The sequence below is a fragment of the Nisaea sp. genome (assembly GCF_039990255.1).
Lineage (GTDB): Bacteria > Pseudomonadota > Alphaproteobacteria > Thalassobaculales > Thalassobaculaceae > Nisaea.
In genome coordinates, this window is the sequence record NZ_JBDXGG010000008.1 from 58481 (window position 1) to 84583 (window position 26103).

General features: G+C 58.5%; 24 protein-coding genes. 17 read left to right on the forward strand and 7 right to left on the reverse strand.

Annotated features, from left to right (window positions below):
- The first annotated feature begins 169 nt into the window (after positions 1-169).
- The 5 genes from ABJ076_RS07875 (at position 170) to ABJ076_RS07895 (ending at position 5024) form a co-directional block, all read left to right on the forward strand.
- A complete protein-coding gene (locus ABJ076_RS07875) occupies positions 170-610 on the forward strand; it encodes a MarR family transcriptional regulator (RefSeq protein ID WP_348188943.1) in 441 nt (146 codons plus the stop codon).
- 368 nt (positions 611-978) lie between these two features.
- Positions 979-1779: an alpha/beta hydrolase gene (locus tag ABJ076_RS07880; protein WP_348188945.1), complete on the forward strand. Its 801-nt coding sequence runs from the start codon at positions 979-981 to the stop codon at positions 1777-1779.
- 56 nt (positions 1780-1835) lie between these two features.
- Positions 1836-2870 (forward strand): leucyl aminopeptidase, encoded by a 1035-nt coding sequence (locus ABJ076_RS07885; RefSeq protein WP_348188947.1) that lies wholly within the window; start codon positions 1836-1838, stop codon positions 2868-2870.
- A gap of 32 nt (positions 2871-2902) precedes the next feature.
- Positions 2903-3553, forward strand: a complete 651-nt coding sequence (locus tag ABJ076_RS07890) for an isochorismatase family protein (protein WP_348188949.1) — start codon at positions 2903-2905, stop codon at positions 3551-3553.
- Between the two features lie 175 nt (positions 3554-3728).
- The gene (locus ABJ076_RS07895) at positions 3729-5024 is read left to right on the forward strand and encodes an ABC transporter substrate-binding protein (protein WP_348188951.1); all 1296 of its coding nucleotides are present in this window, start codon (positions 3729-3731) and stop codon (positions 5022-5024) included.
- Here ABJ076_RS07895 and ABJ076_RS07900 read toward each other — a convergent pair.
- A complete protein-coding gene (locus tag ABJ076_RS07900) occupies positions 5003-5143 on the reverse strand; it encodes a hypothetical protein (protein WP_348198986.1) in 141 nt (46 codons plus the stop codon). The genes ABJ076_RS07895 and ABJ076_RS07900 overlap by 22 nt on opposite strands.
- Here ABJ076_RS07900 and ABJ076_RS07905 point away from each other — a divergent pair.
- From ABJ076_RS07905 to ABJ076_RS07925, 5 genes are all read left to right on the forward strand, one after another.
- A complete protein-coding gene (locus tag ABJ076_RS07905) occupies positions 5143-6024 on the forward strand; it encodes a branched-chain amino acid ABC transporter permease (protein ID WP_323798226.1) in 882 nt (293 codons plus the stop codon). The two genes, ABJ076_RS07900 and ABJ076_RS07905, sit on opposite strands and share 1 nt — an antisense overlap.
- Positions 6024-6983: a branched-chain amino acid ABC transporter permease gene (locus ABJ076_RS07910; RefSeq protein WP_348188953.1), complete on the forward strand. Its 960-nt coding sequence runs from the start codon at positions 6024-6026 to the stop codon at positions 6981-6983. The genes ABJ076_RS07905 and ABJ076_RS07910 overlap by 1 nt, the downstream gene beginning before the upstream one ends.
- The gene (locus ABJ076_RS07915) at positions 6971-7720 is read left to right on the forward strand and encodes an ABC transporter ATP-binding protein (protein ID WP_348188955.1); all 750 of its coding nucleotides are present in this window, start codon (positions 6971-6973) and stop codon (positions 7718-7720) included. Before ABJ076_RS07910 ends, ABJ076_RS07915 begins: the two co-directional genes overlap by 13 nt.
- Positions 7717-8424 carry an ABC transporter ATP-binding protein gene (locus ABJ076_RS07920; protein WP_348188957.1) on the forward strand — a complete coding sequence of 236 codons (708 nt, stop codon included), beginning with the start codon at positions 7717-7719 and terminating at the stop codon, positions 8422-8424. The genes ABJ076_RS07915 and ABJ076_RS07920 overlap by 4 nt, the downstream gene beginning before the upstream one ends.
- Positions 8425-8493: 69 nt before the next feature.
- Positions 8494-9909 (forward strand): hypothetical protein, encoded by a 1416-nt coding sequence (locus ABJ076_RS07925; protein ID WP_348188959.1) that lies wholly within the window; start codon positions 8494-8496, stop codon positions 9907-9909.
- 16 nt (positions 9910-9925) lie between these two features.
- Here the strand turns inward: ABJ076_RS07925 and ABJ076_RS07930 are convergent, their stop codons facing one another.
- On the reverse strand, positions 9926-10540 hold the full coding sequence (locus ABJ076_RS07930; RefSeq protein WP_348188961.1) for a PAS domain-containing protein: 615 nt from the start codon (positions 10538-10540) through the stop codon (positions 9926-9928).
- A gap of 516 nt (positions 10541-11056) precedes the next feature.
- Here ABJ076_RS07930 and ABJ076_RS07935 point away from each other — a divergent pair.
- Positions 11057-11986 carry an alpha/beta hydrolase gene (locus ABJ076_RS07935; protein ID WP_348188962.1) on the forward strand — a complete coding sequence of 310 codons (930 nt, stop codon included), beginning with the start codon at positions 11057-11059 and terminating at the stop codon, positions 11984-11986.
- Positions 11987-12095: 109 nt separating this feature from the next.
- Here the strand turns inward: ABJ076_RS07935 and ABJ076_RS07940 are convergent, their stop codons facing one another.
- Positions 12096-13661, reverse strand: a complete 1566-nt coding sequence (locus ABJ076_RS07940; RefSeq protein WP_348188964.1) for an ATP-binding protein — start codon at positions 13659-13661, stop codon at positions 12096-12098.
- 32 nt (positions 13662-13693) lie between these two features.
- On the reverse strand, positions 13694-14098 hold the full coding sequence (locus tag ABJ076_RS07945; RefSeq protein WP_348188966.1) for a hypothetical protein: 405 nt from the start codon (positions 14096-14098) through the stop codon (positions 13694-13696).
- A 220-nt stretch (positions 14099-14318) separates the two neighbouring features.
- Here ABJ076_RS07945 and ABJ076_RS07950 point away from each other — a divergent pair, with 220 nt between their 5' ends.
- From ABJ076_RS07950 to ABJ076_RS07960, 3 genes are read left to right on the forward strand one after another with little or no spacing between them, the layout of a single operon-like run.
- Entirely contained in the window at positions 14319-14915 is a 597-nt protein-coding gene (locus tag ABJ076_RS07950) for a LysE family transporter (protein WP_348188967.1), read from the forward strand.
- Between the two features lie 2 nt (positions 14916-14917).
- Positions 14918-16066 carry a DSD1 family PLP-dependent enzyme gene (locus ABJ076_RS07955; protein ID WP_348188969.1) on the forward strand — a complete coding sequence of 383 codons (1149 nt, stop codon included), beginning with the start codon at positions 14918-14920 and terminating at the stop codon, positions 16064-16066.
- On the forward strand, positions 16027-16341 hold the full coding sequence (locus ABJ076_RS07960) for a DNA-3-methyladenine glycosylase I (protein WP_348188971.1): 315 nt from the start codon (positions 16027-16029) through the stop codon (positions 16339-16341). Before ABJ076_RS07955 ends, ABJ076_RS07960 begins: the two co-directional genes overlap by 40 nt.
- Before the next feature lie 134 nt (positions 16342-16475).
- On the opposite strand, the gene ABJ076_RS07965 is transcribed toward ABJ076_RS07960, so the two are convergent.
- From ABJ076_RS07965 to ABJ076_RS07975, 3 genes are all read right to left on the reverse strand, one after another.
- Positions 16476-18176, reverse strand: a complete 1701-nt coding sequence (locus ABJ076_RS07965; protein WP_348188973.1) for a methyl-accepting chemotaxis protein — start codon at positions 18174-18176, stop codon at positions 16476-16478.
- 62 nt (positions 18177-18238) lie between these two features.
- Entirely contained in the window at positions 18239-20119 is a 1881-nt protein-coding gene (locus ABJ076_RS07970; protein ID WP_348188975.1) for a TonB-dependent receptor, read from the reverse strand.
- A 21-nt stretch (positions 20120-20140) separates the two neighbouring features.
- Entirely contained in the window at positions 20141-20662 is a 522-nt protein-coding gene (locus tag ABJ076_RS07975; RefSeq protein WP_348188977.1) for a YfiR/HmsC family protein, read from the reverse strand.
- Between the two features lie 485 nt (positions 20663-21147).
- Here ABJ076_RS07975 and ABJ076_RS07980 point away from each other — a divergent pair, with 485 nt between their 5' ends.
- From ABJ076_RS07980 to ABJ076_RS07990, 3 genes are all read left to right on the forward strand, one after another.
- Entirely contained in the window at positions 21148-22107 is a 960-nt protein-coding gene (locus tag ABJ076_RS07980; protein ID WP_348188979.1) for an NAD(P)-dependent oxidoreductase, read from the forward strand.
- Between the two features lie 41 nt (positions 22108-22148).
- A complete protein-coding gene (locus ABJ076_RS07985; protein ID WP_348188981.1) occupies positions 22149-23573 on the forward strand; it encodes an aldehyde dehydrogenase family protein in 1425 nt (474 codons plus the stop codon).
- Between the two features lie 397 nt (positions 23574-23970).
- On the forward strand, positions 23971-25458 hold the full coding sequence (locus tag ABJ076_RS07990) for a hypothetical protein (protein ID WP_348202571.1): 1488 nt from the start codon (positions 23971-23973) through the stop codon (positions 25456-25458).
- Positions 25459-26103: the final 645 nt, after the last annotated feature.

Sequence of the window (26103 nt, forward strand, 5' to 3'; positions counted from 1 at the left end):
CACGGTCATGCGAACCACATCACTTCATCCGGATTGAAATTCCTGTGGCCGAGGGCACTTGCCAGGCGGCCGGAAATATAGGAGGGCAGTTGCATGCTGCCGGTTCTGGCATTCACAGCACATGCGTTGTTTGGGATACTGAGGGCGCTTCCATGGAGATCCAAGACTTATGACCGTTGATGCTGCGGATGTTACCGAGACATATCACCTCGAAGATCAGGTCGGCTTTATGCTGCGCCTCGCCAATCAGCGCCATATGGCCATTTTCACTGAATTGATGGGGGGCGAGCTGACCGCCGTACAGTTTTCGACACTGGTTCGATTGTCCGAGGTCGATGGGCCGATCTCGCAAAACGCGCTTGGCCGTCTCGTTGGTATGGATGCGGCGACGACGAAGGGGGTGCTGGCGCGCCTGATGGCACGGGATCTAGTCAAAATGGAAAAGAGCCAGACCGACAAAAGGCGCTACATGCTCTCCACTACACAGGCGGGCCGGGACCTGATCGCGAAACTGTTGCCGCGGGCATGCCAGATTACCGAGGAGACACTGGCGCCGCTCAATACCAAGGAGCGCACAAGCCTGCTTCGGTTGCTCGCAAAGCTTTACTAGAAGCATAAAAAATCAAAACCTTCAGGCGGTTATGTCGCCTGACCGATGGGGCGCATCGGACGTCATATCCATTGATTTCAGGCGCGGCGGTACATCGATGTACCGGGCGCGACAGGTTCCTGTCGCCGTGATTTTGCGCCAGCTCAAATATTTATCTTGTTATTATACAAATGAATAATCTACGCTCAATTGCATCTTTGCAGCGAAGGTTGTCATGGTGAGGAGTGAGCGTATCGGACAGACTGTCCCGCGCTCGATCGTCACGATGAGAACTGAAGGGTCGGCTTTTATGTCGGGGGGCACGCGGATACCGGTTATGCCGGGTAGCGGCACCTTTGCTTCAGGCAAACGATGAAGGGACTGGGGTCTTGTACGGCTACAACCTCCATGCAAACGGCATTCTGCTGCACCTGCTTCACTACGAAAGCCGTGGGGAAGTCAGAGGGCCGCAAATGTTGCTCATTCCGGGGATCACCTCGCCGGCAGTGACCTGGGGCTTTGTCGCCGAACGCCTGTCGGAGCGGTTTGACGTTCATGTTCTGGATGTGCGGGGACGCGGGCTCAGCGAAGCGGGCGATCTGGATTACTCACTGGATGCGATGGCAGCGGATGTAATTGCCGTCGTCAATGCGGCGGGGCTTGGGAATCCCGTTGTTCTAGGGCACTCCATGGGCGCCCGGATTGCGATCCGTGCGGCGCGCGGCAATGCAGATGTTTTCAGTGGTCTGGTGCTGGTCGATCCTCCGGTTTCGGGCCCTGGCCGTCCGGCCTATCCGTCACCCTGGCCCTGGTACGAAGATTCCATATTGATGTCGCAGAAGGGCTGTACGGGAGAGGACATGAAAGCTTTCTGTCCGACCTGGACGGAGGAGCAGCTCCGTCTGCGGGCGGAATGGCTGCGGACCTGTCAGCTCGATGCCATTCGCATTGCCTATGACGGTTTCCAGACCGACGACATCCATGGGGATCTGGCGCATCTCAAGCTGCCGATGCGGCTCGTCGTGGCCGGTGATGCGCCTGTGATCGGCGATGATGACGTGATGGAAATCAGCGGGTTGGCCCCGCATATGGAAATTCGCACCGTTGCCGGTGCCGGTCATATGATCCCATGGGACAATATGGACGGCTTCCTCGACGCCGTAATGGACTTCAATACAGTATCGGCCTGAGCCGGCAGACACGTAATACGACAGACACGCAACAGGACCGAACCCGGAGCACTTCGATGGATCAAGCAAGCTTTACGGAAATCTGCCTGCATCAGCTGAAGATGTCCGGCGTTCACGAAGGCGAGAAACTGATCGTCCTGACCCAGGGCAGCGACCGGCTGGATTATGCGGATGCATTCATGGCGGCGGGTCAGCGGCTGGGCGCGGTGATGTACCATATGCGTCTGCCAGCACCGCTGCCGATCGGTGGCTGGAATGTTGGCATGACGGGGCTGGCGGGAATGCCGGAGGCCGTCGAGGCGCTGAAGAACTGCGACATGCTGATCGACTGCATCTTCCTGCTGTTCTCTCCAGAGCAGATGGCGATCCAGGCTGCGGGCACCCGCGTCTTGACCGCAGTGGAGCCGCCGGAGCTTCTGGCCCGCATGCTGCCCTCGAAGGAGCTGCGCGAGAAGGTCGAGATCGGCGCCGAGATCCTGTCGAAGGCCAAGGTGATGCGCATTACCTCACCGCACGGCACGGATGTCACCTACAAGCTGAACACCTATCCGACCATTGCTGAATATGCCTGCACGGATGAGCCGGGCCGATGGGATCACTGGCCGTCCGGTTTTGTCTTCACGGGTGCTGACGATGATGGCGTCGACGGACAGATCGTCGTGGCGCCGGGCGACATCCTGCTTCCGCAGAACATGTATGTCCGGGAAGAGCCGATCGTCTACACGATTGAAAAAGGCTGGGTTCAGGATATCCGGGGTGGTCTCGATGCGGAGCTGGTGATCTCCTATATGGAGGACTTCAACGACGAGCGCGGCAAGGGCATGAGCCATGTCGGCTGGGGCATGAACCCGAACGCCAAGTGGCATGGCATGACTCCGGGGGCGTTCCCGGGCGGAATGGGGATGGAGCCGCGCAGCTTCTACGGCAACGTGATGTTCTCCACCGGACCGAACAATGAGCTGGGCGGTCCGAACGACACGCCGTGTCACCTCGATATTCCGATGCGGAACTGCTCTCTGTTCCTGGACGACACACCGATCGTCTTGGATGGGGATATTGTTGTCGATGAGATGAAGATGGATCGCGGCTGATCCGCTGGCTCTTCCGGGGAGGGCATGAACTGATGTCTCAGGAACAGGTATATCAGGCCGCCGGTTTCGGAAATTCCGTGCCGCGCGGTGTGCGCCCGGCGATCCTCGTGGTCGATTTCAGCTATGGCTTCACCGATGTGCAGTATCCGACGGCATCGGATATGGCGGAGGAAGTCACCCGGACGAAACGGCTGGCCGACCTTGCGCGGGCGGGCGGATTTCCGGTGATCTTCACGACAATCGCCTACCAGCCGGGAGAGCTGGAACACACCGCCTGGCTGCGCAAAGCGCGGGGGCTGACCGCGCTGCTGGAAGGGTCGCGCCCTGTAGAGATCGATGCGGGTACCGGTATCCAGCCCGGTGATCCTCTGATCGTCAAGAAAGGCGCGTCCGCCTTTTTCGGGACGTCTCTTGCCGCTTTGTTGACCGGCGGCGGGGTGGATACGCTCGTGGTCGCGGGGGCGACCACCTCCGGATGCGTGCGGGCGACGGTGGTGGATGCTGTGCAGTCCGGGTTCAACGTCATTGTCGCCGCTGATTGCTGCGGGGACCGGGCCGCCGGACCTCATGACGCGAGCCTCTACGATATGGACCAGAAATATGCCGATGTGACGGATGCCGATGACATTGCGGCCTGGATCGAGGGGTTGCTCCCTGTTCCGGGAGTTTTACGGACAAGCTGAAGAACGCAGGAATTCCGGAAGCCACCGCAGCCGCTAGGGATTGGCGGAGAAGCAATGGTTTCCCAACAAAACATGCAGGGACTGAAGCGCCTTTGAATCAATAAAAATCCGGTAGGGCGGCCGGGAAAACAGGATCTACCCCACGGGAATGGCTTAAATCGGGAGACTGGATAAGATGAACACTATCGGTACAAAGAAGAATTTGACCTTGCCGCGGCGCACGCTGCTCAAGGGTATGGCTATGTCTGGTGCGGCGCTCGCCGCTCCGGGAATCATCGGACGTGCGGTCGCCCAGTCTGGCGACGTGATCAAACTCGGCGCGCCGTTCCACCGTACCGGCATCGGCGCTGCCTATGGCCGTTGGTATGAGCGGACGGCCGTCGCGGCGGTCAAACTCATCAACGAGCAGGGCGGCATCAACGGCATGCCGGTCGAGATGATCGTCGAGGATGACGGCACCGATCCGAAGCGCGGTGTTGAAGCGGTTGAGAAATTCAGCGCCGAGCACAAGGTCGATGCGGTTTTCGGGCACCTCTTCTCCCATGTCGCCGCCGCCAGCGCGCCACGCGCGGGCGAACTGAAAATGCCATATTTCCTTTGTTCCGAGACCCACTCTCTCGCGGAAGGTGCCTTCAACCGGTATGTTTTCCAGCCATCGATCAGCGACGTGAAGAGCCAGGTCCGCTCCATGGCTCCATGGATGATGGATAATCTCGGTAAGAAGGTCGCCATGATCTATCCGGACTATGCGTTCGGCTACAATCACCGGGATAGCCTGACGGAGGCTGTGAAGGAGCAGGGCGGTGAGATCGTTGCCTCCATCGCAATCCCTCCGACCGAGACCTCCTATACGCGCTACCTGCCGCGCATTCCGCTCAACGCCGAGGTGATCTATCACGTACTGGTCGGACCGGGCGTGCTCACTTTCGTCAAGGAGCTGGGTGAGCATCTGGGAAGCCAGCGGCCGGAGATCTTCGGCTTCATCGACTCGCTTGAGGCGGTTTCCCTGGATATTCCACAGCTGGCCTATCTTGAAGGCACGCATTTCTGGGAAGGCATGCCGCGCTACGCCCAGGCGAATCAGACGTCCTTCGATAAGTTCTATCGTGAGAAGGTTGGTGTGGATGCCAATGGTACAAGCGTTGACGATGCCAAAAGCGTCGCAACCTTCTCTCACATGTTCGCTGTCTGGGAGACGCTGTTTACCATCAAGAAGTCCATGGAGATGGTCGACTACAAGGGGCCGAACCAGAAGGTTGCCATGCTGGAAGCGTTGGAAAGCATCACTGGCTTTGAGGAAAGCAACGAATTCCCGCAGGGTCGGAAAGTCTTCAATGGCAAGACGCACCAGGCCTTCGCCCAGCAGTACATCTCCAAGGTGGTCGACGGTAAGCTGAAGGTGGTCCACGCGGTAGCGCCCGAAGACACGCTGTATCCGGATGAAACCGACTACACGAAGATGTCCTTCTGATCCTTCTCGATACCGGCGGGCGCCGGGACGATCGGCGCCCGCTGTCCTTTACTGAAATCGATACCGTGGCGACGGCGGGACTCCGTCAACTGCGCGCGGCGAAGGCGCAAAAAACTCAATGGATATTGTTCCTTATCTCTTGCTGGCGACGCTGGAAGGGCTCGTGCAGGCATCAGTACTGATGCTGACGGCGCTCGGATTGTCGCTGGTCTTCGGCGTGATGCGCGTGGTGAACGTGTCGCACGGCGAGTTCTTCATGCTTGGCGCGGTTGCGGCCTGGGTCTGTGCCAACCTGATTCCGGGGCCGCCTTACGTTCCCTTTATCGCGGCCTTGCTGATTGCACCCGTGTTCGTCGGCGCTCTGGCCTGGGCCGCCGACTGGGCCATCCTGAAGCGGATCAACTACAATCCCGAGGCCACCATCGTCTCGACGATCGGCCTGATGTACATCATCCAGCAGATGACGCTGATCACGTTCGGGCCGGATGCGCAGGCCGTGGATGCGCCGTTCTATTACACGGTCCGGTTCCCGTGGTTTGGCTATTCCGGCTACAAATTTTTCATCATCGCGGTCGCCATCGTCCTTGTCGGAGGGCTGCTTTACCTGCTGCGTCACTCGAAGGTCGGCCTCTACATGCGGGCGACCCAGTTCGATAAGGAGACGGCGCAGAATTTCGGCATTCCCGTGACCAAGGTCTATTCCGGTGTGTTCGCGGTCGGTGCGATGCTGGCCGCCATTGGTGGTGTCCTGGTGGTGCCGAGCCAGCAGGCGCATTACCTGATGGGCCACGATCCGCTGTTGCTGTCCTTCGTCGTCGTCATCGTCGGTGGGCTCGGATCGATCCCGGGGACGATTGCCGCCGCGATCCTGATCGGCATGTCCGACGGGCTGCTCTCCGTCTTCTTCTCGCCGACGCTCGCCAAGATCTTCTCGACGTTGCTGGTGGCGCTTGTGCTGGTGTTCAGACCGCAGGGTCTGTTCGGAAAGGCGGGTCGGTGATGTCTATCCATAACAAGAAACTCTTCCTGCTTTGCCTTGCGACATTGGCAGGTCTGTTCGCTCTGCAGTTCCTGCTGTCGGACTATCTGGTCCTGGCGTTCACGCGGATCCTGATCCTCGCCGTCTTCGCCATGGGGTATAACGTCCTGATGGGCTATACTGGCCTCGTCAGCCTCGGGCACGCGATGTTCTTCGGTGCGGGCGTCTATGGAGCGGGTCTGTCGAGTTACTATCTCGGGGTGTCCCTTCCCGTTGCCTTCCTGGCCGGCATCCTCGCCGCCGTCGTCCTGTCCTTCCTGATCGGCTTGCTGGCGCTCAGAACACAGACGGTCTCCTTCATGATTGTCACCCTGATGTTCAGCCAGGCCGCGTTTCTCCTGATCCTGTACTTCTCGGAATTTACTGGTGGTGATCAAGGGCTGACACTGCCAACGACTGCGCGCAGCTTCTCCCTGTTCGGGCTGGAGGTCGATATGACCTCCGACGTTGCGCGCTACAATCTGGCACTCACCGTGTTCGGTGTGGTTCTGCTGGGGTTGTTCGCCTTCACGCAGGGGCCGGTGGGGCGTCTGCTCATCGCTGTGCGGGAAAACGAGGACCGGACCCGTATGCTTGGTTTTGATACCTACGCAATCAAGCTTCTGGCCTTTACCATGTCGGGTGGAATTTCGGGGGTGGCCGGTGCGCTCTATGGCTTGATGTTCGGCTATATCGGCTCGGCTTTCGCGGAGTTCAAAATCTCCATCGAGGCGCTGTTGTTCACGTTGGTCGGTGGGCCAGGAACCCTGCTCGGGCCGCTCGTCGGCACGGGACTGATGACCCTGCTCATCGACCGCCTCAGCGGCGTGACGACAGCCTATCTGATCGTGATCGGCGCCTTGTTGATCGTGGTCACGCTGTGGTTCCCCACAGGCATTCTCGGAACACTTCGCGACAGGTGGTTGCCATGGCTGAAGTAGTGTTGCTTAAGACCAAGGGGCTCACCCGGCATTTCGGCGGCCTGAAAGCTGTTGAGAATGTGGACTTCGAGATCCGCGAAGGGGAGATCCGCGCGATCATCGGGCCGAACGGGGCCGGTAAGTCGACCTTCGTCAACCTGCTCTCGGGCCGGATCAAATCGACCTCGGGGAATGTGGAGTTCGCCGGGGAGGATATCAGCCGCATGCCGGCGCACAAACGGGTGCGCAAGGGCATCGCCTATACCTTCCAGATCACGAACATCTACGGCTCCATGTCTGTGCTCGAAAATATCTGCGTCGCGGTCCATAACCGGCTCCGTCCCAGTCTGCTCAGCCGCAATCATGTAAGCGAGTTGGATATCGAGGCGGAAGCGGCCGAGGCGGCGAAAACCGTCGGGCTCGGTGACCGGCTGGGGGAGGTCGCGGGGACGCTGGCATATGGGCATCAGCGCCTTCTTGAGGTTGCCATGGGGCTCGCCTTGCAGCCGAAACTGCTGATCCTCGACGAGCCGACGCAGGGCCTTTCGGATTCAGAGATCGCTAATTTCAAGGAAGTGGTTCGGGCCGTGAACAAGACGACCACGGTCCTCTTGATCGAACACAATATGGATGTGGTCATGACCCTGGCCGACCAGATCACGGTGATGGAGCGCGGGACCGTCCTTGCAGAGGGAACGCCGGACGCCATCATGAACAATGCCGCCGTTCAGGCAGCCTATCTCGGAGCGAGCGCATGAGTGTGATGCGGGTCGAGGGCTATAACGCCTTCTACGGGCGCAGCCAGGCGCTGCGGGATTTCAGTATCGAGCTGCGTGGCGGCGAGGTTCTGTGCCTTCTCGGGCGTAACGGCGCCGGCAAGACGACGGCACTGAAAGCGATCATGGGCACTGTAAAACCCGCCTCCGGCGCGCTCTGGCTGGACGATGTGAACCTGTTCGGCCGCCCGGCCGAGGAAATCCCCAGAGCGGGCATCGGTTACGTGCCGCAGGGGCGGCGGTTGTTTGCGGAACTGACGGTCTGGGAAAACCTGGAAATTGGCCTGCTCACACGTGATCAGGGACGCGAGGGCCTCGACTACGCACTGGAGCTATTCCCGGTCCTGAAGGAACGCATGAAACAGCGTTCGGGTACCTTGTCGGGTGGCGAGCAGACCATGCTCGCCATGGCCCGGGCCATGTGCATCACCCCATCGGTGATCATGCTGGACGAGCCGACCGAGGGGCTGATGCCGTCTGCCATTGCGGGTATCCGTGATGCGGTCATGAAGCTTCGGGACTCAGGTGTTGCGGTGCTTCTGGTCGAGCAGCGTGTCGATGCTGTGCTGCCGATTGCGGATCGTGTGGCCTTCATGGATCACGGAGAGATCAAGGCGGAGTTTCCGATCGACGAAGTGCGGGAAAATACCGCGCTTCTGCACCAGTATGTTGGGGTTGGTCACTAGGAATTGCGGTTGCTGTCTGGCTTGCTGAGAGCTTTGCTGCATCCATGTGACCGGAGACGGGGGAATTACATGCTGTCCTGCTTATCGCTTTTTAAAAGGCGTGCTGTCTTTCTCCCAATCTTACTCACTTTGTTTTTATTCATGCCGGTGGTGGCTTATGCCCATGGGGCTGCGGGCGGTCTGATATTGCTTCTTCCGAGAAATTTTTACACCGTGGGGGCGACCCTGGCGGTCGCAGCATCTTTCGTATTGCTTGCAGTGGTTCCCCAGAAATCTTTCCATCGTCTTGCCACGACGACGCTGTCCCTGTTTCGGCTTTCGGATAGGGGCGGCCGTTTTCTCTCTATCGCTTCTACGGTACTGGTTTTTGTGCTGTTGGCCGCCGGTTTGTACGGTTCGTATGACCCCTTAAGGAATCCGCTGCCTCTTGTCCTCTGGACCGTTGGCTGGATCAGCATGACGCTGGCCTGCGCCGTTTTTGGTAATCTCTGGGCGGTGCTCAATCCATGGACTGGGCTTGTTGATCTTGCTCACAGGTATTTCCGGCCGCGTATGACACTGCCTGTCAGCTTCGGGTATCTATTGGCTGTCCTGCAGTTTCTAATATTCATCTGGGTTGATTTGATTTCACCCTACAGCATGGATTCGAGTCGGCTGTTTTTTAATCTTTCGGCTTTCTGGTACTTCAACCTTGTCGGCATGTTGTTGTTTGGGAAAGAAGATTGGTGTGAGAGGGCCGAGCCCCTGCACGTCTATTTCCGTTTGGTGAGCGCAATTGCACCTCTCGGTAAAGGCAAGGCGGGAGATGTACGCCTTGGTTTCCCTGGGGCGCATGCCGTGAGCCTGCCGTCACTGTCACAAAGCGGCGTGGCCTTTGTGCTTCTTTCTCTGGCCGCAGGAACCTTTGACGGTTGGTCCACGACCTTCCGCTGGATCGGAATGCTTGGATTTAATCCACTTAATTTCCCGGGTCGCTATGGGGTTATGTGGCAGAATTCGTTAGGGCTTCTGGCAAGCTGGGCGCTGATCTGGCTTCTCTATCATGTCTGCGTGCGTGTTGGTGCTCGGCTGGCGGGCGCAAAAGATGCAGAGGGAGATTTGACCGGGCGCTTGGTTTATTCGATTTTGCCTATCTCGGTCGCTTATCATGGTTCCCATTTCCTGACCCGGCTTCTGGTCGACTACCAGTACCTCTACCAGATGATCTCCGACCCCTTCTCACTGGGGTGGGATCTGTTTGGCACTGCGCAGTATCATGTAACCACATCTTTCTTCAGCCGCCCGGACACTGTCTTTGTTCTCTGGAATATCCAGACCGCGATCATCACGATCGGCCATGTTGTCGGTATTTGCATGGCCCACATGATCGCGTTGGATCGTCTGGGCTCCGGTCGCAAGGCCGTCGTCAGCCAGGTCCTGTTGGCTCTTTTCATGGTGGGCTACACGGCGATGGGGCTTTGGTTGCTAGGCGCCCCCCGGATATAGAAGCCGAGCGGTCTGCTTAAGGGGCGCTTCCGTCAAATGGCGTGACAGTGCAGTCCGGCGCTATCGTTCTGAAACTGTGATCAAGATCTATTCTGATATGTGCTGACAGCACCCGGGTTAGTGCGCCGCCGTGATCCGACATGGGCAAGTCCAAGCCGAGCACTTTGATATGGTCGCGTTTGTGTTGTGTGAGGAGGCCTCCGGCGATGCCGATGAAAGGGGTCTTTGACATGGCTTCGAAATAACGGCGTTCAGTCGCCCAGCTCTCGGGACTCTCCGACTGTTTCCCGAGCGATTCCCCAGTGTAATCGACGCCCCACCAATCGGCGAGCGTGGTACCCCAGAGCGTGAAGCGAATGTCGATCGGATCGAGTTTGATCTTGGCGATAAATATCCGCCCGAGCCAGGCCTCAAAGTCATTGATTTCGAAGGCGCTGCGTGGGGGAAGACCGCCTCCGGCCGGTCGCCGCTGCTGCCAGGTTTCAACCAGACCGGCGAACTGCCCGAAACTCCGCGCGCAAGCATCGAGCGGACAGCATCCGTAAGACCAGTCGGAGGCAATCGCAGGCGTTTGTGACCACTTTCTTAGCGGCGGGGTGGCTCTAAATTGGAGGCTACTTTGAAGTTCCAAAGCTCATCCTTGTAGTTGACCCTGTTGTTCGTGGGGCGAGATGTTCCCAGAGTTCTTCCGGCAGTGAATTCTAGGCAGAAAAGTGCCCTCTCGTCTCTAGCGGGTTTTATCTGGGGCCTGTGAGCGTTCTCCCGCCTTCAGGATCGAGTCTCTTTCCCGAGCGGGACGAAGTGGTGACGCAGGTCGCACGTAAGGCGTTGATGCGGGCCGGTCTCGTTTATCTGACGGAACGTGGTTATTCCTCTGTAGGGGGGGCGAAATCCTGCGGGCATCCGGCGCGGCCAAGGGCAGCGTTTTTCTGGATCGGATTGGAAGGCGCGGTTCTGCGCGCCAAGTTTGAACGAAAGGCAGAGCCATGCAGGTAGTTCGCCCGCTGCCTTCTGGCATGGGCGTGGATCGGCCGGGGGGAGAGCCTTTCGGAGCCGGGTATGTAATACTCGAGCAGCCACAAAAGGATTGAACATGGGATTTGATCTGTCCTTCTAATGGGGCGGGTGTGTTGGAATTATTTCAGGCATGAATTATCGCACCTATCTGGATACGGAAGTCCTCGGTTTTGTTGATCGGATGAACGGATTCTATCCGCCGGACTCTCTGAACCTGCCCATTGCGGAAAACCGCAGGATCTATGATCAAATGTCCGAGGTTTTTCGCGAGGCCCCGCCGGTGAATGTCGCGTCGCGGACTTTCTCGCTCGAAGGCCCGGAGGGTGGGCTTCCTGTGCGGCTTTACCAGCGCGAGGATCCCGACGACCGAGTTGCCATCCTCTATTTTCATGGCGGCGGCTTTGTTCTTGGCGGTTTGGAAAGTCACGACGATATCTGCGCGGAGACCTGTGCCCGAACAGGGTTTCAGGTGCTGGCCGTCGATTACCGTCTGGCGCCAGAACATGCCCATCCTGCCGCATTCGAGGATGCTTGCATTGCTTTTGAGTGGCTGAGCAGGACAGCGAGAAAGCCGGTCGTGCTGATGGGAGAGTCCGCTGGTGGCAACCTCGCCGCCTGCCTCGCACATCATGCCCGTACTTTACCGTGTCCCCCAATCGGACAGGTGCTGGTCTATCCGTCTCTTTGCGGCCCGGGAAAGGGTTGCAGCCGCGTCACGCACGCCCATGCCCCGCTCTTGGCCGAGGCTGATCTCGACGTCTATCTCAAGCTGCGCACAAATGGCAGCCCAGACTATTCCGACCCGCGGCTCATCCCCTACGCCGACCCCGACTTCTCGGGGTTGCCGCCGACCGTCGTTTTCACGGCGGAATGCGATCCGTTGTCGTCAGACGGCGACCTCTATTGCGCACGGATTCGGGATGAAGGCGGGCAGGCCGTATGGGTCGAGGAAAAAGGCCTCGTCCACGGATATTTTCGCGGACGGACACAATCGTCCCGAGCCCGAGATTCATTCGACCGGGTAATGAAGGCGGTGCTCAATCTCGTTCCCTCCCCGTGAGCCGCCAACCTCCGGACAAAGCGTGCAGCAGGAGAGATTTTGCGCGGAGATGGCGCATACCTGAGAGACACCGGGTCGGCACTGCGCCCGACGGCGCGTCAGGGTAATATCAGCAGGCTTTCTGAATCGGAGGTGTGCCGTTGGCACCAGATCTCAAATATCCGACGCGTGTGGCGGGTAGCCAGACTGAGACGGTGGTTCCGACTCCCACTTCGCTTTCTAGAGTAAGTGAGCCGCCATGTAGTTCGATCATCATCTGCGCGAGCGGAAGCCCGAGACCGGTGCCGCTCTGGGCGGCTGTAATCTCGTTATCCAGACGCTCGAAAGCAGCCATTGCTTGTGGGATCTGATCCGGGGACATGCCTTTCCCAGTATCCCGGATGTGGAATTCGATCCCGCCTCGACGCGGATCCCCATGGCGTGGCCGCAGTGTCACGGCGACATGTACGCTACTTCCGTTCGGCGTATATTTCACGGCATTGCCGAGCAGGTTGAGCAGAACCTGTTTCAGTTTCGTCGCGTCCACATCGAGAACGAGCTCGGGGTCAATCTCGGAATTATGCAATGAGATAGAGCGCTCTTCGGCGATTGGGGTCACCAACCGGACGCATTCCGACATGAGTACTTGGACGCTGACGATCTCTTCCTCGAGCGTATCCTGCCCGGCTTCGATCCGGGCGATGTCGAGCAGCTCGTTGATGATTTTGAGCAGGTGGCGGCCGCTGTCCCGGATATCGGAGGAGAATTCCCGGTAGCGGTCGTTTTCCAGTTTGCCGAGGGTGCCCTGCACCATGATATCGGAGAAGCCGATGATCGCATTAAGCGGGGTTCGCAGCTCATGGCTCATGGCGCGCAGGAACCGGGTTTTGGAGAAATTCGCGAATTCAGCAGATTTCTTCGCCAGTTCCAGCTCTCGCGTGCGATCCGTGACGCGGTCTTCCAGCTGCCTGTTCAGGTCGTTCAGAGCCGCTTCCGAACGGCGCAGTTCTTCGTTCGCCCTGACAAGGGCGCGATCACGCTGACGCTCGCGTTCGACCATCGCATTATAAGCTTGGACCACCAGCGCCATCTCATCGCTGCCCCGCCAGTGCGCAGTTTGTAGTTCCCCGGTTTCGGACGAATTACGGATGGTCGTCAGCAGTTGCGTCAGCGGTCGTTCCACGAGGAACGTGAATCCCGTCGCGACGGCAATCATTGCCGCGAGAAACGCGACAGCGATGGCCGAGATGCCCAGCACATATTCGAAGTGTCGCGCTTTGCGCAGTTCCACATCGGTGAAAAGAACGCGCAGACGCCATTTGGGCTCCGCGGATATCGGGATCTCGATTTCATTCCCTTCCAAACCCGGCGGACAGCCTTGGGAGGAGGGGAACGTCATAACAGGTCGATATCCGACTTTATGAATTTCAGCGCAAAGAAATGCTCGGTCTGCGGCTAGGGGGGACATTAGGTCCCGCGCCAGGAACGGATTGTCGTAGGCATGATGCCGGTCGAGTGCGAGCGCGGTGCGCGCCGTCAGGTTGCCAACCCGGGTTGCCAGCATTTCCTCGTCTGTGAGCGAGTTCGTCAGGAGGAGCGCCCAAATTCCTGGCACAATAAGCGCGAGAAAAGCCACGCCGACAATAGCCAGCAATTTGACTTTCAGACGTTTCTGCAGCGCCAGATTGGCGTTCATTTCATTTCACCCGGATGTGCAAGGCTATGCGCTTAGCGCAACCTTGCGATCTTCCCGTCCGACATCAGGCGCTTTAACAATCCCCGTTCCGCTACAGCCGTGTGAAACACAACGTACTCATTGTTTCGTCGCGCCATGTAGTAGTCGACGGGCACGTTCTTGCCTTCGTCATTCCGGAAGTCGAAGCAGAGGACGTAATGGTCGCCCATGGTCATGATCATGGGGTGTGCCGTCACGGGGTGCAGCCGATGTACCTCGCCGGATTTCTGATCCAGATAGAGCAAGGCACCATCAACGAGTTTTCCGTCCACGTGCCGCTGCATGGAAGCCTGTATCGATGCTTTTTCCGCTAAAGTAAGAGCGGCAGCCTGCGCCGAATTAAATAGAAGAGACGCTAGCAATGCGAAGCCGAGTAGTCGTGTATGGAGCTTGATCATTGGATTCCTCACTCTCTAAAGAGCGTATCTATTTATCACCTCGAAGTTAAAGAAGCCGTTAACTTCGAAGCTTCGGGTTGCATGGGAGGTATGCTTTTGGGTGGGGGCAGTGGTTAGGGTTGATTCGGTATCGCGATGTCGGAGCTGAAGCATTTGACAGATCACGGTATACGGATAGTCTCCCTGACAACCTCGCCCGATCTTTACTTTCCGAGTTCTCATGCTGACTTTCGCTGCGGCCATTTTCTTTTTGATTATCACGCCTGGCATTGGTGTTCTGACAACGGCGGGCATTGGAGCGGGATACGGTTTTGCGTCAGGGGCACGCTTTCTGATCGGCCTTTTTCTCGGCACCAACGCGGTTGCCCTTCTCGTGGTCACCGGGATTGCTGCCGTGGTTTTGGCAAACCCCGTTCTTGGGCCAATTTTGCTCTATGGCTCCATTGCCTATCTGCTTTATCTGGCGTTCCGGGTCGGCTGGGCAGGCTCGAAAATCGCTTTTGTGGAACGTCAGAGTGCGCCGGGGGTGATAGGCGGTTTCGGATTGCAGCTCATCAATCCGAAAGCCTATGCGGTAAATACCACGCTTTTTTCCGGGTTCCATTTTATGGTTGAGAGCCAGAGTCTCGAGATTGCGGTGAAGTTCGTGATCATCAACGCGATCTGGATCCCGGTGCATCTTGTTTGGCTTTGGGCTGGTGTTTCACTGAAAAGGCTGAACCTCTCGGATCGCACGCAATCCCTGATTAACAAGGGCATGGCGCTGTCGATGTTGATCGTGGTTGTCTTGGCCGCATGGCCACGCGAGGGAGGATGACAATGATGGACGGGCTTGGACCGCTGGAAGTCGGCTTTGATGTGCCGGCCGAGGTGGGTATGGGCGAAAGTGATATCCAGACGCCCTGCCTGGTCATCGATCTCGACGCATTCGAGCAGAATGTTGCTACCATGCGCGGTTTCGCGGCGGATATGGGAGTCGATCTGCGGGTGCACGGCAAGATGCACAAATCGGCCGATGTTGCTCGTTACCAGATCGAAAAAGGCGGTGCTGTCGGGGTCTGTTGTCAAAAGGTATCCGAAGCAGAAGCGTTCGCGCGCGTCGGCATTACCGATGTCCTGATCACGAACCAGGTTCGTAGCCCGCTGATGATCGACCGGTTGGCACGGTTGGCAAAGAAGGTCCGTGCCGGAGTCTGCATCGACGATATCGGCAATGTCGCCGAGCTGTCTGACGCGGCCGTGCGGGCCGGCAGCGAGATTGAAGTTCTGGTGGAGATCGATTGCGGTGCCGGACGTTGTGGTGTTGAGCCGGGGGTGGCCTCGGTCGATCTGGCGAAAGCTGTCGTTGCGGCGCCGGGTCTCACGTTTCGCGGCATTCAGGCCTATCACGGCGGCGCGCAGCATGTGCGCGATTTCGCCGAGCGCAAGGCCCATATTGAGGCGGCGATTGCACATGCGCGGGATACGCGGGACCGATTGATCGAAGCTGGCATCGGTTGCCCGAGCGTGACCGGGGCCGGTACCGGCTCCTATCCGTTCGAGGGCCGCTCGGGCGTTTATACGGAGTTGCAGTGCGGCTCCTATGCTTTCATGGATGCGGATTACCAGCAGGTCCGGGACGAGAGCGGCGCGCCGCTCTCCGAATTTAAAAACGCGTTCTTCCTACTGACCTCTGTGATGAGCAATATCAAGCCGGGGCAGGCGGTCTGCGATGCGGGGCTCAAGGTACAGAGCGTTGATTCAGGTTTGCCGGTGATCTTCGGGCGGGATGATGTTGAATATGTCGCCTGCTCCGACGAGCACGGCACCATACGCGATCCGGGCGATGTGCTGCGGATCAACGAGAAGCTGAAGCTGGTACCGGGCCATTGCGATCCGACCTGCAATATTCACGATTGGTATGTGGGCGTGCGCGGTGGTGCTGTCGAATGTCTCTGGCCGGTGACCGCGCGCGGCAAAGCTTACTGATTTCGGTCTTTATCCGGCTCTCCCGCATAGAAAAGCCTGTTCTCGCGGAAATGTCCAAACGGGTCTTTCAGGCCGGGTTTGTCCGGAAGCTCATAGAGAGCAAATGGCCGGTATTTGAAGAGGCCTTCGGCGGATTCGATATAGCAGTGAACAGTGAGATGAGCGTGGAACGGCTGTCGACGCTCCTCGCCGATACCGGGAGCATCCGCAACAAGCCCAAGGTCCTGGCGGTCCGTGACAGTGCGCGGCAGGTGGAGCAGATGGCGGCCCTCTAAGGCGCTGACTAAGATCCAGGCCGCCTTCAAGCAATGGAACGAGGAATGCGGCCAGCCAAAGGAGACGTATTCTTGCGCTCTCTGTCGGGCCGGTGACGTAAAACACCGCCGGCCCGACAGAGGAGTCCGCTATCTTATTGTTCGCGAATTTTCGTCAGAAATCCTTGAATGGCGACGCCCAGATTGTCGGAGCCGCTTTTCAGAGTCCGGAACTCGTTAAGGACGTTATCCACGCCGGATTGTGCTTCCGACGACGATCCGCTGACGATGCCGAGCCGATCGGAAATTGACTGCGATCCTTCAGCCGCGATCTGCATGTTCTGTGTAATGTCTCTGGTTGTCGCGGATTGCTCCTCGACCGCGGCCGCAACGATACTGGAAGACTCTGAAATACTATTGACCGCATCTTTTATGGACTTCAGCGACGTGACGATATTGCTTGAAGCGGAGTCCATTTCCTCCACCACCGACACCACCGCTTCGACGGATTGCTGGGTCTGATTGGCTAGGTTCTTGACCTCGCTTGCCACAACCGCAAAACCCTTACCGGCTTCGCCGGCCCGCGCCGCCTCGATGGTTGCATTGAGAGCCAGGAGATTGGTCTGGCTTGAAATGTTGGAAATCAACTCGATGACTTCGCGCACTTTGGTTGTCGCGTCGGTCAGCGAAGAAGCATGTGCATCAGCGGATTCCGTCTTGCCAACAGCGCTTTCGACCAGGTTCATCGACTGACTGACCTGCTCTGAAATCTCTGCAATCGAAGCGGAGAGTTCCTCTGTCGCTACGGAGGCCGAATGGACGTTTGACTTGGTGCTTTCCGCAGTGGATGTCGCGTCGACCGCGACATCCGATGACTGCGCGACCGAACTTGAGACGGATTTCATTGCTTCAGAAAGAGATGTCGTGCCCGACGCTACCGACCGAACGATGTCCTGCACATCGCGTTCAAACCCGGCGGCCAGATCCTGCATCAGCTGCTTTTTCTCAGCAGTTGAGCGCTCTTCGCCTGCCTTTTGTTCTTCCTGGAGCATCCGCACTCGGACAATATTTTCACGGAATGTCTGCAGGGATGTGACCACGGCGCCAAGTTCGTCGCGGCGGGCCAGATTGTCGATGTCGACATCCGTATTGTCTTGCGCCAGTTGCATGGTCCGGTCGGCGATCAATCGGATCGATGTGACGGCTTCCCACGCGACCAGGGCGGCGAATACAAGAACGATAATGACAGCCAGGATCACGGTCGTGATGTACTGAACCTGAACAGTCGCAGCACTTGCGGAGGCGTCGGCAGCACGGTTTCTCGCGGATTGAAGTGCCTCGTCAGCCAATGCGCTGAAGGTTGTTCGTAGATTTTCGTAATTTTCCCGGAATGCCGGGATAGCGCCGGCGGCCGCTTGGAAGTCGAGTTCCAGCATAACGCCGAAGAACTCGATTGTTTCCGTGTAGGTCCCGATTGCCGTGATGGCGGAATCTATCTGTTGCACGGTGCCGTCCGGGACGCCGCTCGTTTTGTAACGCTCAAGCGTTTCGACGATGGATCGGACGGTTTCCTGGAGTTGGGCGCTGGTCTCAGCCACGTCGCCGTTGAAATTCTCTGCTGCGATTTGCGACGCCATGGCGAACAGCCGCTCGTTCACACTCTGCAAGTCCTTGAGGACGCCAGAGAGAAGGAGGGCTGCCTCCATGTCCATGTTCACGATCGCTTCGGTTTGCTGAACCTGGTTTTTCAGATTCGTAACGCCGATAAAAGCGATCAGAACAATGGCGAGTAACCCAATTGCCGGAGACACAAGGCTCTTGATGGAGAATGAAAGATTGGCAAGGAGGCGCATCATCAGCTTGATCCTGAATGTGTGGACCCCATCCCCGCGCGGGGATGGGGGTTAAAATTTCGTGCTTAGAACTTCACTGTCAGGGAGGCGTAAGCCGAGTTTTCGACGTTCTGCCCGGCGGCCTGGGGTTCTTCCCCGGTCAAGCCAACATTGCCGGTAAGAGACAGGGTCATGCTTTCCATAACCTGGTAATTGATTTTACCGCTGCCGAGCAAAACCCCATCGACCTTGGCGGTGCTGGACACTTCGGGGAGATCGTACTCGCTCATGTAGTTCGCATACACATCGAAGGTCCAGTCGCCGACTGCATAGCCGAGGCGGGCTGTTAACATGTGCTCCGACTGGCGATCTTCATACCCGGTCGTCAGGGTCGCAGGCGCATTCGGGCTGACGGTGTCGTCGGTGCTCACATAGGCGTAACCGAGGCCCCAGTCCCACCCCCCGGAAAACCGGCCGCTGAGATCCAGCTCGCCGCCGAATGCGGAGGAGTCAATCGGATTTGGGGCATTTGGCGAGAAATTGGGGCCAGCCTGCATATCCTCGATATCCTGGTAGAAAAGGCTGGCTGACACCGTGGAATCGATTTCCTCGAAATTATGCGAGTAGCCGATACTGACATCATTCACGACGGAAATGTCAGTCTCCGAGCTTAGGCCCCATTCGACGAAACTTGGCAGATCCACTGCCCGTGCATAGGTCAGCCGGACAGTGTCGTAATCCGTTGGCTTGTAGACAAGCCCGGAATTGATGCTCACAGCTGTCATGTCGCGATCATATTGAGGGGCGCCGTCTTCCCGCTCCAGGCTCAGATAATCCACGCGAACTGAATTCGACAATTGAATCTGGTCCGTGACTTGCCAGTTCCAGAGCCCGCTGCCGGTTGTTACGTCGTAAGACATTTTCCGCAGGCTGCCCACACCGTTGCCGGAGACATCCCGATACTCCCCCATGACGCGGAATGTGTGATTTGCGCCAACTTTAAAAATAATGCTGGCTTGAAACACATCGGTGACCATGTGGAAGTTTGTGTCCGTAGGGGCCCGGAAGATCGTGTCGGAACCGTTGCGGAATGCCGCGAAATCCCATGTTCCATAATTCGACTCGGCGGCGGCGGTCACCTTGATCGCGGATGTTTTGTTATCGACTTCGACGATGCTTGCTCCTGCGAAAAGCACATTCGAGCTTGCTTCGTTTGCTTCGAACCCGATATCGACCCCGTCCATGATCTCGTACGACGCGACTGCTTTTGAGTAATAGCTGTCGTTCGCAGTCCCGTTAACGTTATTGACGACGTTGCCCTCTGGGGCGAACTGATCCTGAGAGTATCCGGATCCGCTGAAGCGGATGCCGCCCCGCTCGTTGCGGAAGGTCGCGGTCCCGTCACCCTGGATATACTCTCCTGTCCCGCCGGAGAACTGGGCTGTGGTAACGTCGTCGAAACGCGGGTTGTAGGTGATGACATTGATAACGCCAGAGGTAGCGTTAAAACCGTAAAGCGCCGTATTCGGGCCCTTGATGACCTCGATCTGCTTGATCTCGCTCATCGCGACGGGAATCGCGCTCCATTCGATCAGGCCGAAATAGTCCTGATAGACTTGTCGGCCGTCGACCAGGATGAGGATGCGTTCGGCTGCAGTCTGGTTGTAGCCGCGAATGCCAACATTATAGGAATTCACACCGGTTTGACGGACGTTCACGCCGGGAACGCGGCGCAGGGCCTCTGGAATATTCCGTGCGGCAGACCTGCGAATATCCTCTGCCGTTAAAATCGTCATATTCAGAGGTACATCGGAAACACGCTGCGGCGTTCCGGTTGCGCCTGTCGTTACTGGTTCGTCGAACAGCTCCTGGAACGTCAGGTAGTCGATATCCTTGGCCTGTGCAGTGGACAGCGCGGTTCCCGCGAGCAGGATCGAGAGAGCTGTGTTTTTGAAAAGGTTGTTCATGACTTTAATCCCCAATCCCTATTAATCGCTTTCAGTGACCATCAGCTTCAGCGCTTTGGAGAGCTGAAGCCCCGTTGCGCCGGCTGCGGACTGACTGACCTGAATCTTCACTTTTGGTTTTGATGCGACACCCATCACGCATTGCTTGGCATCGACACAGGAGAAGTCGGTTGAGACCGTCATGATTTTCGCGCCGGACGCGGCGGCAAAAATCGCTGCTTGTTGCGCGCCGAGCCCCGACGTCACAAACGCGACATTGGTGCCGGAGAAGTCCAGTGCCGAAACCGGAATCAGCTTCGGCTGGAGCGTGTTCTTGGCAACCTTCAGCCCCCCTGATAACAGACCCGACAATTGATCGGCTTCCGCTTTCGATGCGGCGTTGCCCTCATCGACGACTATTCCTATGACGACATCGCCTTTGGGAATACCGTTAATGAACCCAAAGGTTCTTCCCGCAACCTGAAGCTCTCTTTCAGTGATATCCGCCCAGGCAATGCCTGGTAGAAGGCATGCTGCCATAGCCAAAAATGAGAAGAATTTCATACCGAAAACCCCGCCTTGTGTTCATCTAGACAAAGTCTGCGTTGTATGAAAAAAAATATTTAATATTGTATTGTTTGATAACCACCAATTTTTTTGAGTTTTAATTTTCGTTAAGTGTTAGTGAATTTTTTGTTGGTTAATGATTTGTGAATAAGGAGATTTGGAATGCTATTTATTTGTTAAGAGATAAATTTTATATGGCTAATACTCTCCAATTATCCGCAAGTTGCGCAATCTGAGGTTGTCTGCGCTGCAGGATAAGATCCGCAGGGGGCGGACAAGGAAGCCACGTTGGAGAACGTTCGAGAGCGAGGAGGCCCTGGTTTCCCCTCCGGCTTCTGAGAGGAGGAGCCCAAAGGTTCCAGCCTCTCGGCGCGTCTTTCATAAGCGCAGCTTGATCCGTCGATAATTATTTATCGATTTCCTTTTGCGTCCCAGCTCGCCAATCTTCCCGGTTTGGAAGCGCCAGACAGCGGGGAATGGCAATGAAAATAGGGTTTATCGGGCTCGGCAATGTCGGGGCGAAACTTGCGGGATGCCTGATCCGCAACGGTGCCGATGTAACGGTGCGGGATCTCGACCCGGCACATGTGCAACCCTTTCTGGATAAGGGCGCGGCCTTTGGCGAGAGCCCGAAAGTCATGGCTGAAGCTTGCGACGTGATCATCACCTGCTTGCCCAGTCCGGCGATTTCCGCCGCCGTGATGGAAAGCGGGGACGGCATTCTCGCGGGTCTGACGCCCGGCACCATCTGGGCCGAAATGTCCACGACCCACGCCGAAGAGGTAATGCGGCTCGGCGCCCTTGTCACGGCGAAGGGCGGAGAAGCCGTCGACTGTCCTGTGTCCGGCGGCTGCCACAGGGCGGCGACCGGCAACATCGCCATCCTTGCAGGATGTGAGCGTCCGACCTTCGAGAAGATGCTGCCGGTGCTGACCATGATGGGCCGCCGTATCCTGCACACGGGCGACCTCGGCAGCGCGTCGGTCCTGAAGGTGATGACCAACTACCTTGCGACCGTCAACCTCATCTCCGTATGCGAAGCGCTGGTCACCTCCAAGGCGGCCGGTATGGATCTCAACACCACGTTCGAGGCGATCAAGATTTCCTCTGGAAACTCCTTCGTTCACGAGACGGAAAGCCAGGTCATCCTGAACGGCTCACGCGATATCAGCTTCACCATGGATCTGGTGTTGAAGGATATCGGGCTGTTCCAGGAAATCGCCGAGACGCACGGCGTGCCGCTCGAAATCTCGCCGCTGATCAACAAGATCTTCGCTGACGGGATCGAGCGGTTCGGGTCGCGCGAGCTGTCGCCGAACATCATCAAGCGTCTGGAAGAGGCAACTGGTCTCGACATCACCGCCCCCGGTTTCCCGACGGAAATGGAAGATGACGAGCCTGAAGAGCCGGGATATGAAATTGTCCCACAAGGCCGTGCATAATCAGGCGGGCATAATCAGGCCTTCATAACCGGGAGAAAGCCATGCTGGACAGGCGCGCATTCTATATCGACGGCACCTGGGTTGCCCCGTCCGAGGCCCGCGATTTCGAGGTGCTCAACCCGGCAACGGAGCAGCCGGTCGCGGTGATCTCGCTGGCCTCCGCGCTGGATGTGGATCGTGCGGTGCGGGCAGCCCGGGATGCGTTCGAGCTGTGGAGCGAGACCTCCACCTCCGAACGTGCGGATATGCTGCGCCGGGCGCTGGAGATCTATCTCCGCCGCCGGGATGAAATCGCCGAGGCGATGACGCTTGAAATGGGAGCGCCGCGCGATTTCTCCCGGGACAGTCAGGCCCCTTGCGGGGACGCCCTGCTGGCGGCGGCGCTCGAAGCGCTCGAAGCGCATGTGTTTGAGCGACCGAGCCTGCGCGGCGGCAGCACGCTCAGGGACGAGGCGGCGGGCGTGGCCGGGCTGATCACCCCGTGGAACTGGCCTGTCAATCAGGTCATGGCCAAGGTTGCCTCCGCCCTTGCCGCCGGGTGCACGATGGTGCTGAAGCCGAGCGAGTACGCCCCGCTCTCTGCCGGTATCGTCGCCGAGGTGCTGGCCGAGGCCGGTTGCCCGCCGGGCGTCTTCAACATGGTGCATGGCGACGGCCCCGGTACCGGGGCCGCACTCTCCGCCCATCCGGAAATCGACCTGCTGTCCTTCACCGGCTCCACCCGTGCGGGCCAGATGGTGATGACGGCCGCCGCTGACGGCATCCGCCGTGTGGCGCTGGAGCTGGGCGGTAAATCACCGAACATCCTGTTCGCGGATGCGGATCTGCCAACGGCAGTGCAATTCAGTGTCGAGAATTGCTTCTCCAACAGCGGTCAGTCCTGTGATGCGCCGACCCGCCTGCTGGTCGAAAGCGCGGTCTATGAGGAAGCGGTCTCCCTCGCGGAGCGCTTTGCCGCCGCCGTCAAAGTCGGAGATCCGCAACAGCCGGGCGAGCATATCGGCCCGCTGGTGAACGCCCTCCAGTTCGACCGGGTGCAGGGCCATATCCGCAAGGGCATCGAGGAAGGCGCCCAGGTCGTGACCGGCGGACTCGGCAAGCCGGAGGGCTTCGAGACCGGCTATTTCGTCAAGCCGACCCTGTTCGCCGATGTCACGAACGACATGCATATCGCCCGGAACGAAATCTTCGGCCCGGTGCTGGTGATGATCCCGTTCGATGGCGAGGACGAAGCGGTCCGGATCGGCAACGACACGCCCTACGGTCTCGCCGCCTATATCCAGACCGGAGACCCGGAAAAAGCCCAGCGCGTCGCGCGGCGGCTTCGGGCGGGGAACGTCTATATCAACGGTAATTACGGCGATACGGACGTGCCTTTCGGCGGTTACAAACAGTCCGGCATCGGCCGAGAGAATGGCCCGCTCGGGCTGGAGGATTTCCTGGAGACGAAGGCGATCACGGGATAGGGGAGCGATAGCTCCAACCGTCCAAAACCGTCATCCCCACCCACAATCGTCATCCCGGACCCCGATCCGGGATCCATGGATCGTAGGGCGACACGGGCCATCTCTGGATCCCGTTTTTCAACGGGATGACGGTTCGGGATGTTGTGACCCGCAGAAAACAGCCACCCCCACCCAAAGGGGGCACCCACACAGCTTATCACCCCGTCCACGTCCCTCCGCCCCAAACCGTCTTCCCGGACCTGATCCGGGACCTTTCGGCCACGCTTTCCTCTATGATCATATCCGCCCTGTGATCAAAAAGGTCCCGGCTCGGTGGCCGGGATAACGAACGGGGTAAGCCAACTTTCCCGTCTTCCGTTCTTCGTCTCCGCCAACTAGGATCGACACGGGAGGGGCCGTGGTCGATTTTTCAAATCGCGACGAAGCGGAGCGTTGGTTCGAGAAGCAGCCGCGCGAGGTATGCATCGCCATGGCCGTGCGGCTGGCGCTGCGCGTGTTTCCATTATCCTGTCCCTACATTCTCAAAGATCCGGCGGACCGCTCCGCCGCCTTCGTCTTGCCGCTTTTGCGTGCTATGGCTCCGCCCCTTGTTGCGGGCACATGGCCAACAAGGGGCGGAGAGGCTCAGTCAGCCGCCGCCGCCTACGCCGCCTCCGCCGACGCCGCCGCCGCCGCCGCCTACGCCGCCACCACCAGAGCCGCCTCCGCCGCCTACGCCGCCTCCGCCTCCGCCGCCTCCGCCGACGCCGCCGCGATCGAGTCCGGCATCACGGCTGCGGCACTCTGCCGGATGCCGCTTTGGCCGCACGCTATACCGGACGAGATCGCGGCGGATTGGTCGCGCCTCAGCGCACTATTGCGCGACCTTGATCCCAACTGGTCCGTCTGGACCGAATGGTACGAAGACCGGCTGCGCGGCGCCGGCGATCCCCGCTCCCGCCCCCTGATCGAGGAGCTGGAGGTCGAGCGCGCCCTGATCCTGGACGAGGAGTGGGAAAAGGGCGCGGCGCACGTCAACGCGCTGATTGCGGAGATCGAGGCGAAATATCGGGCAAAGGTGCCGGAGCAGAAACCTGCAAGCGCCCAGTTCGAGTTGGGTGCTGACGAAAAATTGCATCTTCGTCCGTCCCCGCCTCCGGAAGCACGTGATGAGGCGCAGGATCAGAGTCTCCGGCAGGCTTGGAGCGCGCATGAGGAGATACTGTCCGCCCTCGAAGCTCTCGACCCGGGCCGAAATGCACCTGCTTTCGACCGGGCACTGAAGGCATATCGAAAGGCCATGGGGGGCATTTACGACGAGCTCAACATCATTGGCCTCGGTATCCATGGACAGCGGATCGAAGCTTTTGCAAAACGGGCAGACGACATTCTCATGGAGGATGCGGCGGCAGAATTGGCTGCTCTCGTCGGATCGCATGGGATGTTTATCCCGCAATTCGACGCTTGGCTCGCTTATCGCGACGGGGCTCGGAAGGAGTTATCGACCGCCGAAGTAAGTGCCGCGAGCACAGTAGCCGTCTCGATCGCCAGCGATCCCGAGCAGGTTGACGCCGCTGCTGCGGAGGCCCTTCGGGAATCTGCGGGGGCTGTCGACAGCGATCAAGGGATAGACCTTCGTGCCGATCCATCCGACAGGCCATCGAAAGAGGCTGGCGAGAATGTCATCAGCGTTGTCTGGAACGGTCTGGCAGCCAAGCTTGCGCCCGCACTCAAAGCAGCGCGGGAGGGAAGCGTCGAGGGTATCAAGTGGGCGTTCAAGAGTGCGGTCGGGGTGACAACACTTGAGGGACTGACGAAACTGCTTGAAATCGCGCCCGGTGAGTTTTCATGGGTCGGTTACGTTGTCAAAGCGATCAAGGCCCTGGCGAAAGGTGTAATTGGGTAGTGATGGAGAGCGGGTTCAGTGGCAAAGCGAGCCCTCAATTAAAAACCGTCTTCCCGGACTTGATCCGGGACCTTTCGGCCACGCTTTCCTCTATGATCATATCCGCCCTGTGATCAAAAAGGTCCCGGCTCGGTGGCCGGGATAACGAACGGGGTGATGTTCTGGATGGTGGGCGTCAGTCCGGCATCCCGATCCGGCCCACGCCCGGCAGTTTCAGGGCCGGATTCTTGATGTCGAGGCCAAGCGCCAGGCCGAGCATATTTATTTCCACGTCTTCCTCCAGCGCCAGCATCACTCCGGCGAGACCTGGCAGCCGTTGCCGCTTGGGGCCTCCGCGAAGATGCCGTCTTCAGGAATGAAGTCCTTGCCGACGGCGGTTGGCGGCAGGTCGCGCCGCGGCTCCGGAATCTGCCGGGCGATATGGGCGCTGAAGGTGTTGCTGTTCGGGCCGAGATTACGGCCGTGTCCCGCTGGTCCTGTCTGGGTTCTTCTTTGATGTCCGGAGTTCGGTTAGCCCAGTTCCCATCCTGTTGCAGAGGTAATCTCAGCCTTTGAGACGCCCATTACGGTGAGGGTGCCGCCGTCGGAGAAGGTGATGGTTGTGTTGCCGTCCGTCTCCGTGCCGTCGCTGACGCCGAGGCCGTC

Coding starts and splice junctions, on each gene's coding strand:
- ABJ076_RS07975 (WP_348188977.1), bottom strand. CDS start 20,662: ATGAAATTCTTCTCATTTTTGGCTATGGCAGCATGCCTTCTACCAGGC.
- ABJ076_RS07940 (WP_348188964.1), bottom strand. CDS start 13,661: ATGAACGCCAATCTGGCGCTGCAGAAACGTCTGAAAGTCAAATTGCTG.
- ABJ076_RS07960 (WP_348188971.1), top strand. CDS start 16,027: ATGTCTCTGGCCGGTGACCGCGCGCGGCAAAGCTTACTGATTTCGGTC.
- ABJ076_RS07885 (WP_348188947.1), top strand. CDS start 1,836: ATGGATCAAGCAAGCTTTACGGAAATCTGCCTGCATCAGCTGAAGATG.
- ABJ076_RS07875 (WP_348188943.1), top strand. CDS start 170: ATGACCGTTGATGCTGCGGATGTTACCGAGACATATCACCTCGAAGAT.
- ABJ076_RS07910 (WP_348188953.1), top strand. CDS start 6,024: ATGTCTATCCATAACAAGAAACTCTTCCTGCTTTGCCTTGCGACATTG.
- ABJ076_RS07955 (WP_348188969.1), top strand. CDS start 14,918: ATGATGGACGGGCTTGGACCGCTGGAAGTCGGCTTTGATGTGCCGGCC.
- ABJ076_RS07925 (WP_348188959.1), top strand. CDS start 8,494: ATGCTGTCCTGCTTATCGCTTTTTAAAAGGCGTGCTGTCTTTCTCCCA.
- ABJ076_RS07970 (WP_348188975.1), bottom strand. CDS start 20,119: ATGAACAACCTTTTCAAAAACACAGCTCTCTCGATCCTGCTCGCGGGA.
- ABJ076_RS07950 (WP_348188967.1), top strand. CDS start 14,319: ATGCTGACTTTCGCTGCGGCCATTTTCTTTTTGATTATCACGCCTGGC.
- ABJ076_RS07895 (WP_348188951.1), top strand. CDS start 3,729: ATGAACACTATCGGTACAAAGAAGAATTTGACCTTGCCGCGGCGCACG.
- ABJ076_RS07985 (WP_348188981.1), top strand. CDS start 22,149: ATGCTGGACAGGCGCGCATTCTATATCGACGGCACCTGGGTTGCCCCG.
- ABJ076_RS07915 (WP_348188955.1), top strand. CDS start 6,971: ATGGCTGAAGTAGTGTTGCTTAAGACCAAGGGGCTCACCCGGCATTTC.
- ABJ076_RS07935 (WP_348188962.1), top strand. CDS start 11,057: ATGAATTATCGCACCTATCTGGATACGGAAGTCCTCGGTTTTGTTGAT.
- ABJ076_RS07965 (WP_348188973.1), bottom strand. CDS start 18,176: ATGATGCGCCTCCTTGCCAATCTTTCATTCTCCATCAAGAGCCTTGTG.
- ABJ076_RS07905 (WP_323798226.1), top strand. CDS start 5,143: ATGGATATTGTTCCTTATCTCTTGCTGGCGACGCTGGAAGGGCTCGTG.
- ABJ076_RS07945 (WP_348188966.1), bottom strand. CDS start 14,098: ATGATCAAGCTCCATACACGACTACTCGGCTTCGCATTGCTAGCGTCT.
- ABJ076_RS07920 (WP_348188957.1), top strand. CDS start 7,717: ATGAGTGTGATGCGGGTCGAGGGCTATAACGCCTTCTACGGGCGCAGC.
- ABJ076_RS07890 (WP_348188949.1), top strand. CDS start 2,903: ATGTCTCAGGAACAGGTATATCAGGCCGCCGGTTTCGGAAATTCCGTG.
- ABJ076_RS07980 (WP_348188979.1), top strand. CDS start 21,148: ATGAAAATAGGGTTTATCGGGCTCGGCAATGTCGGGGCGAAACTTGCG.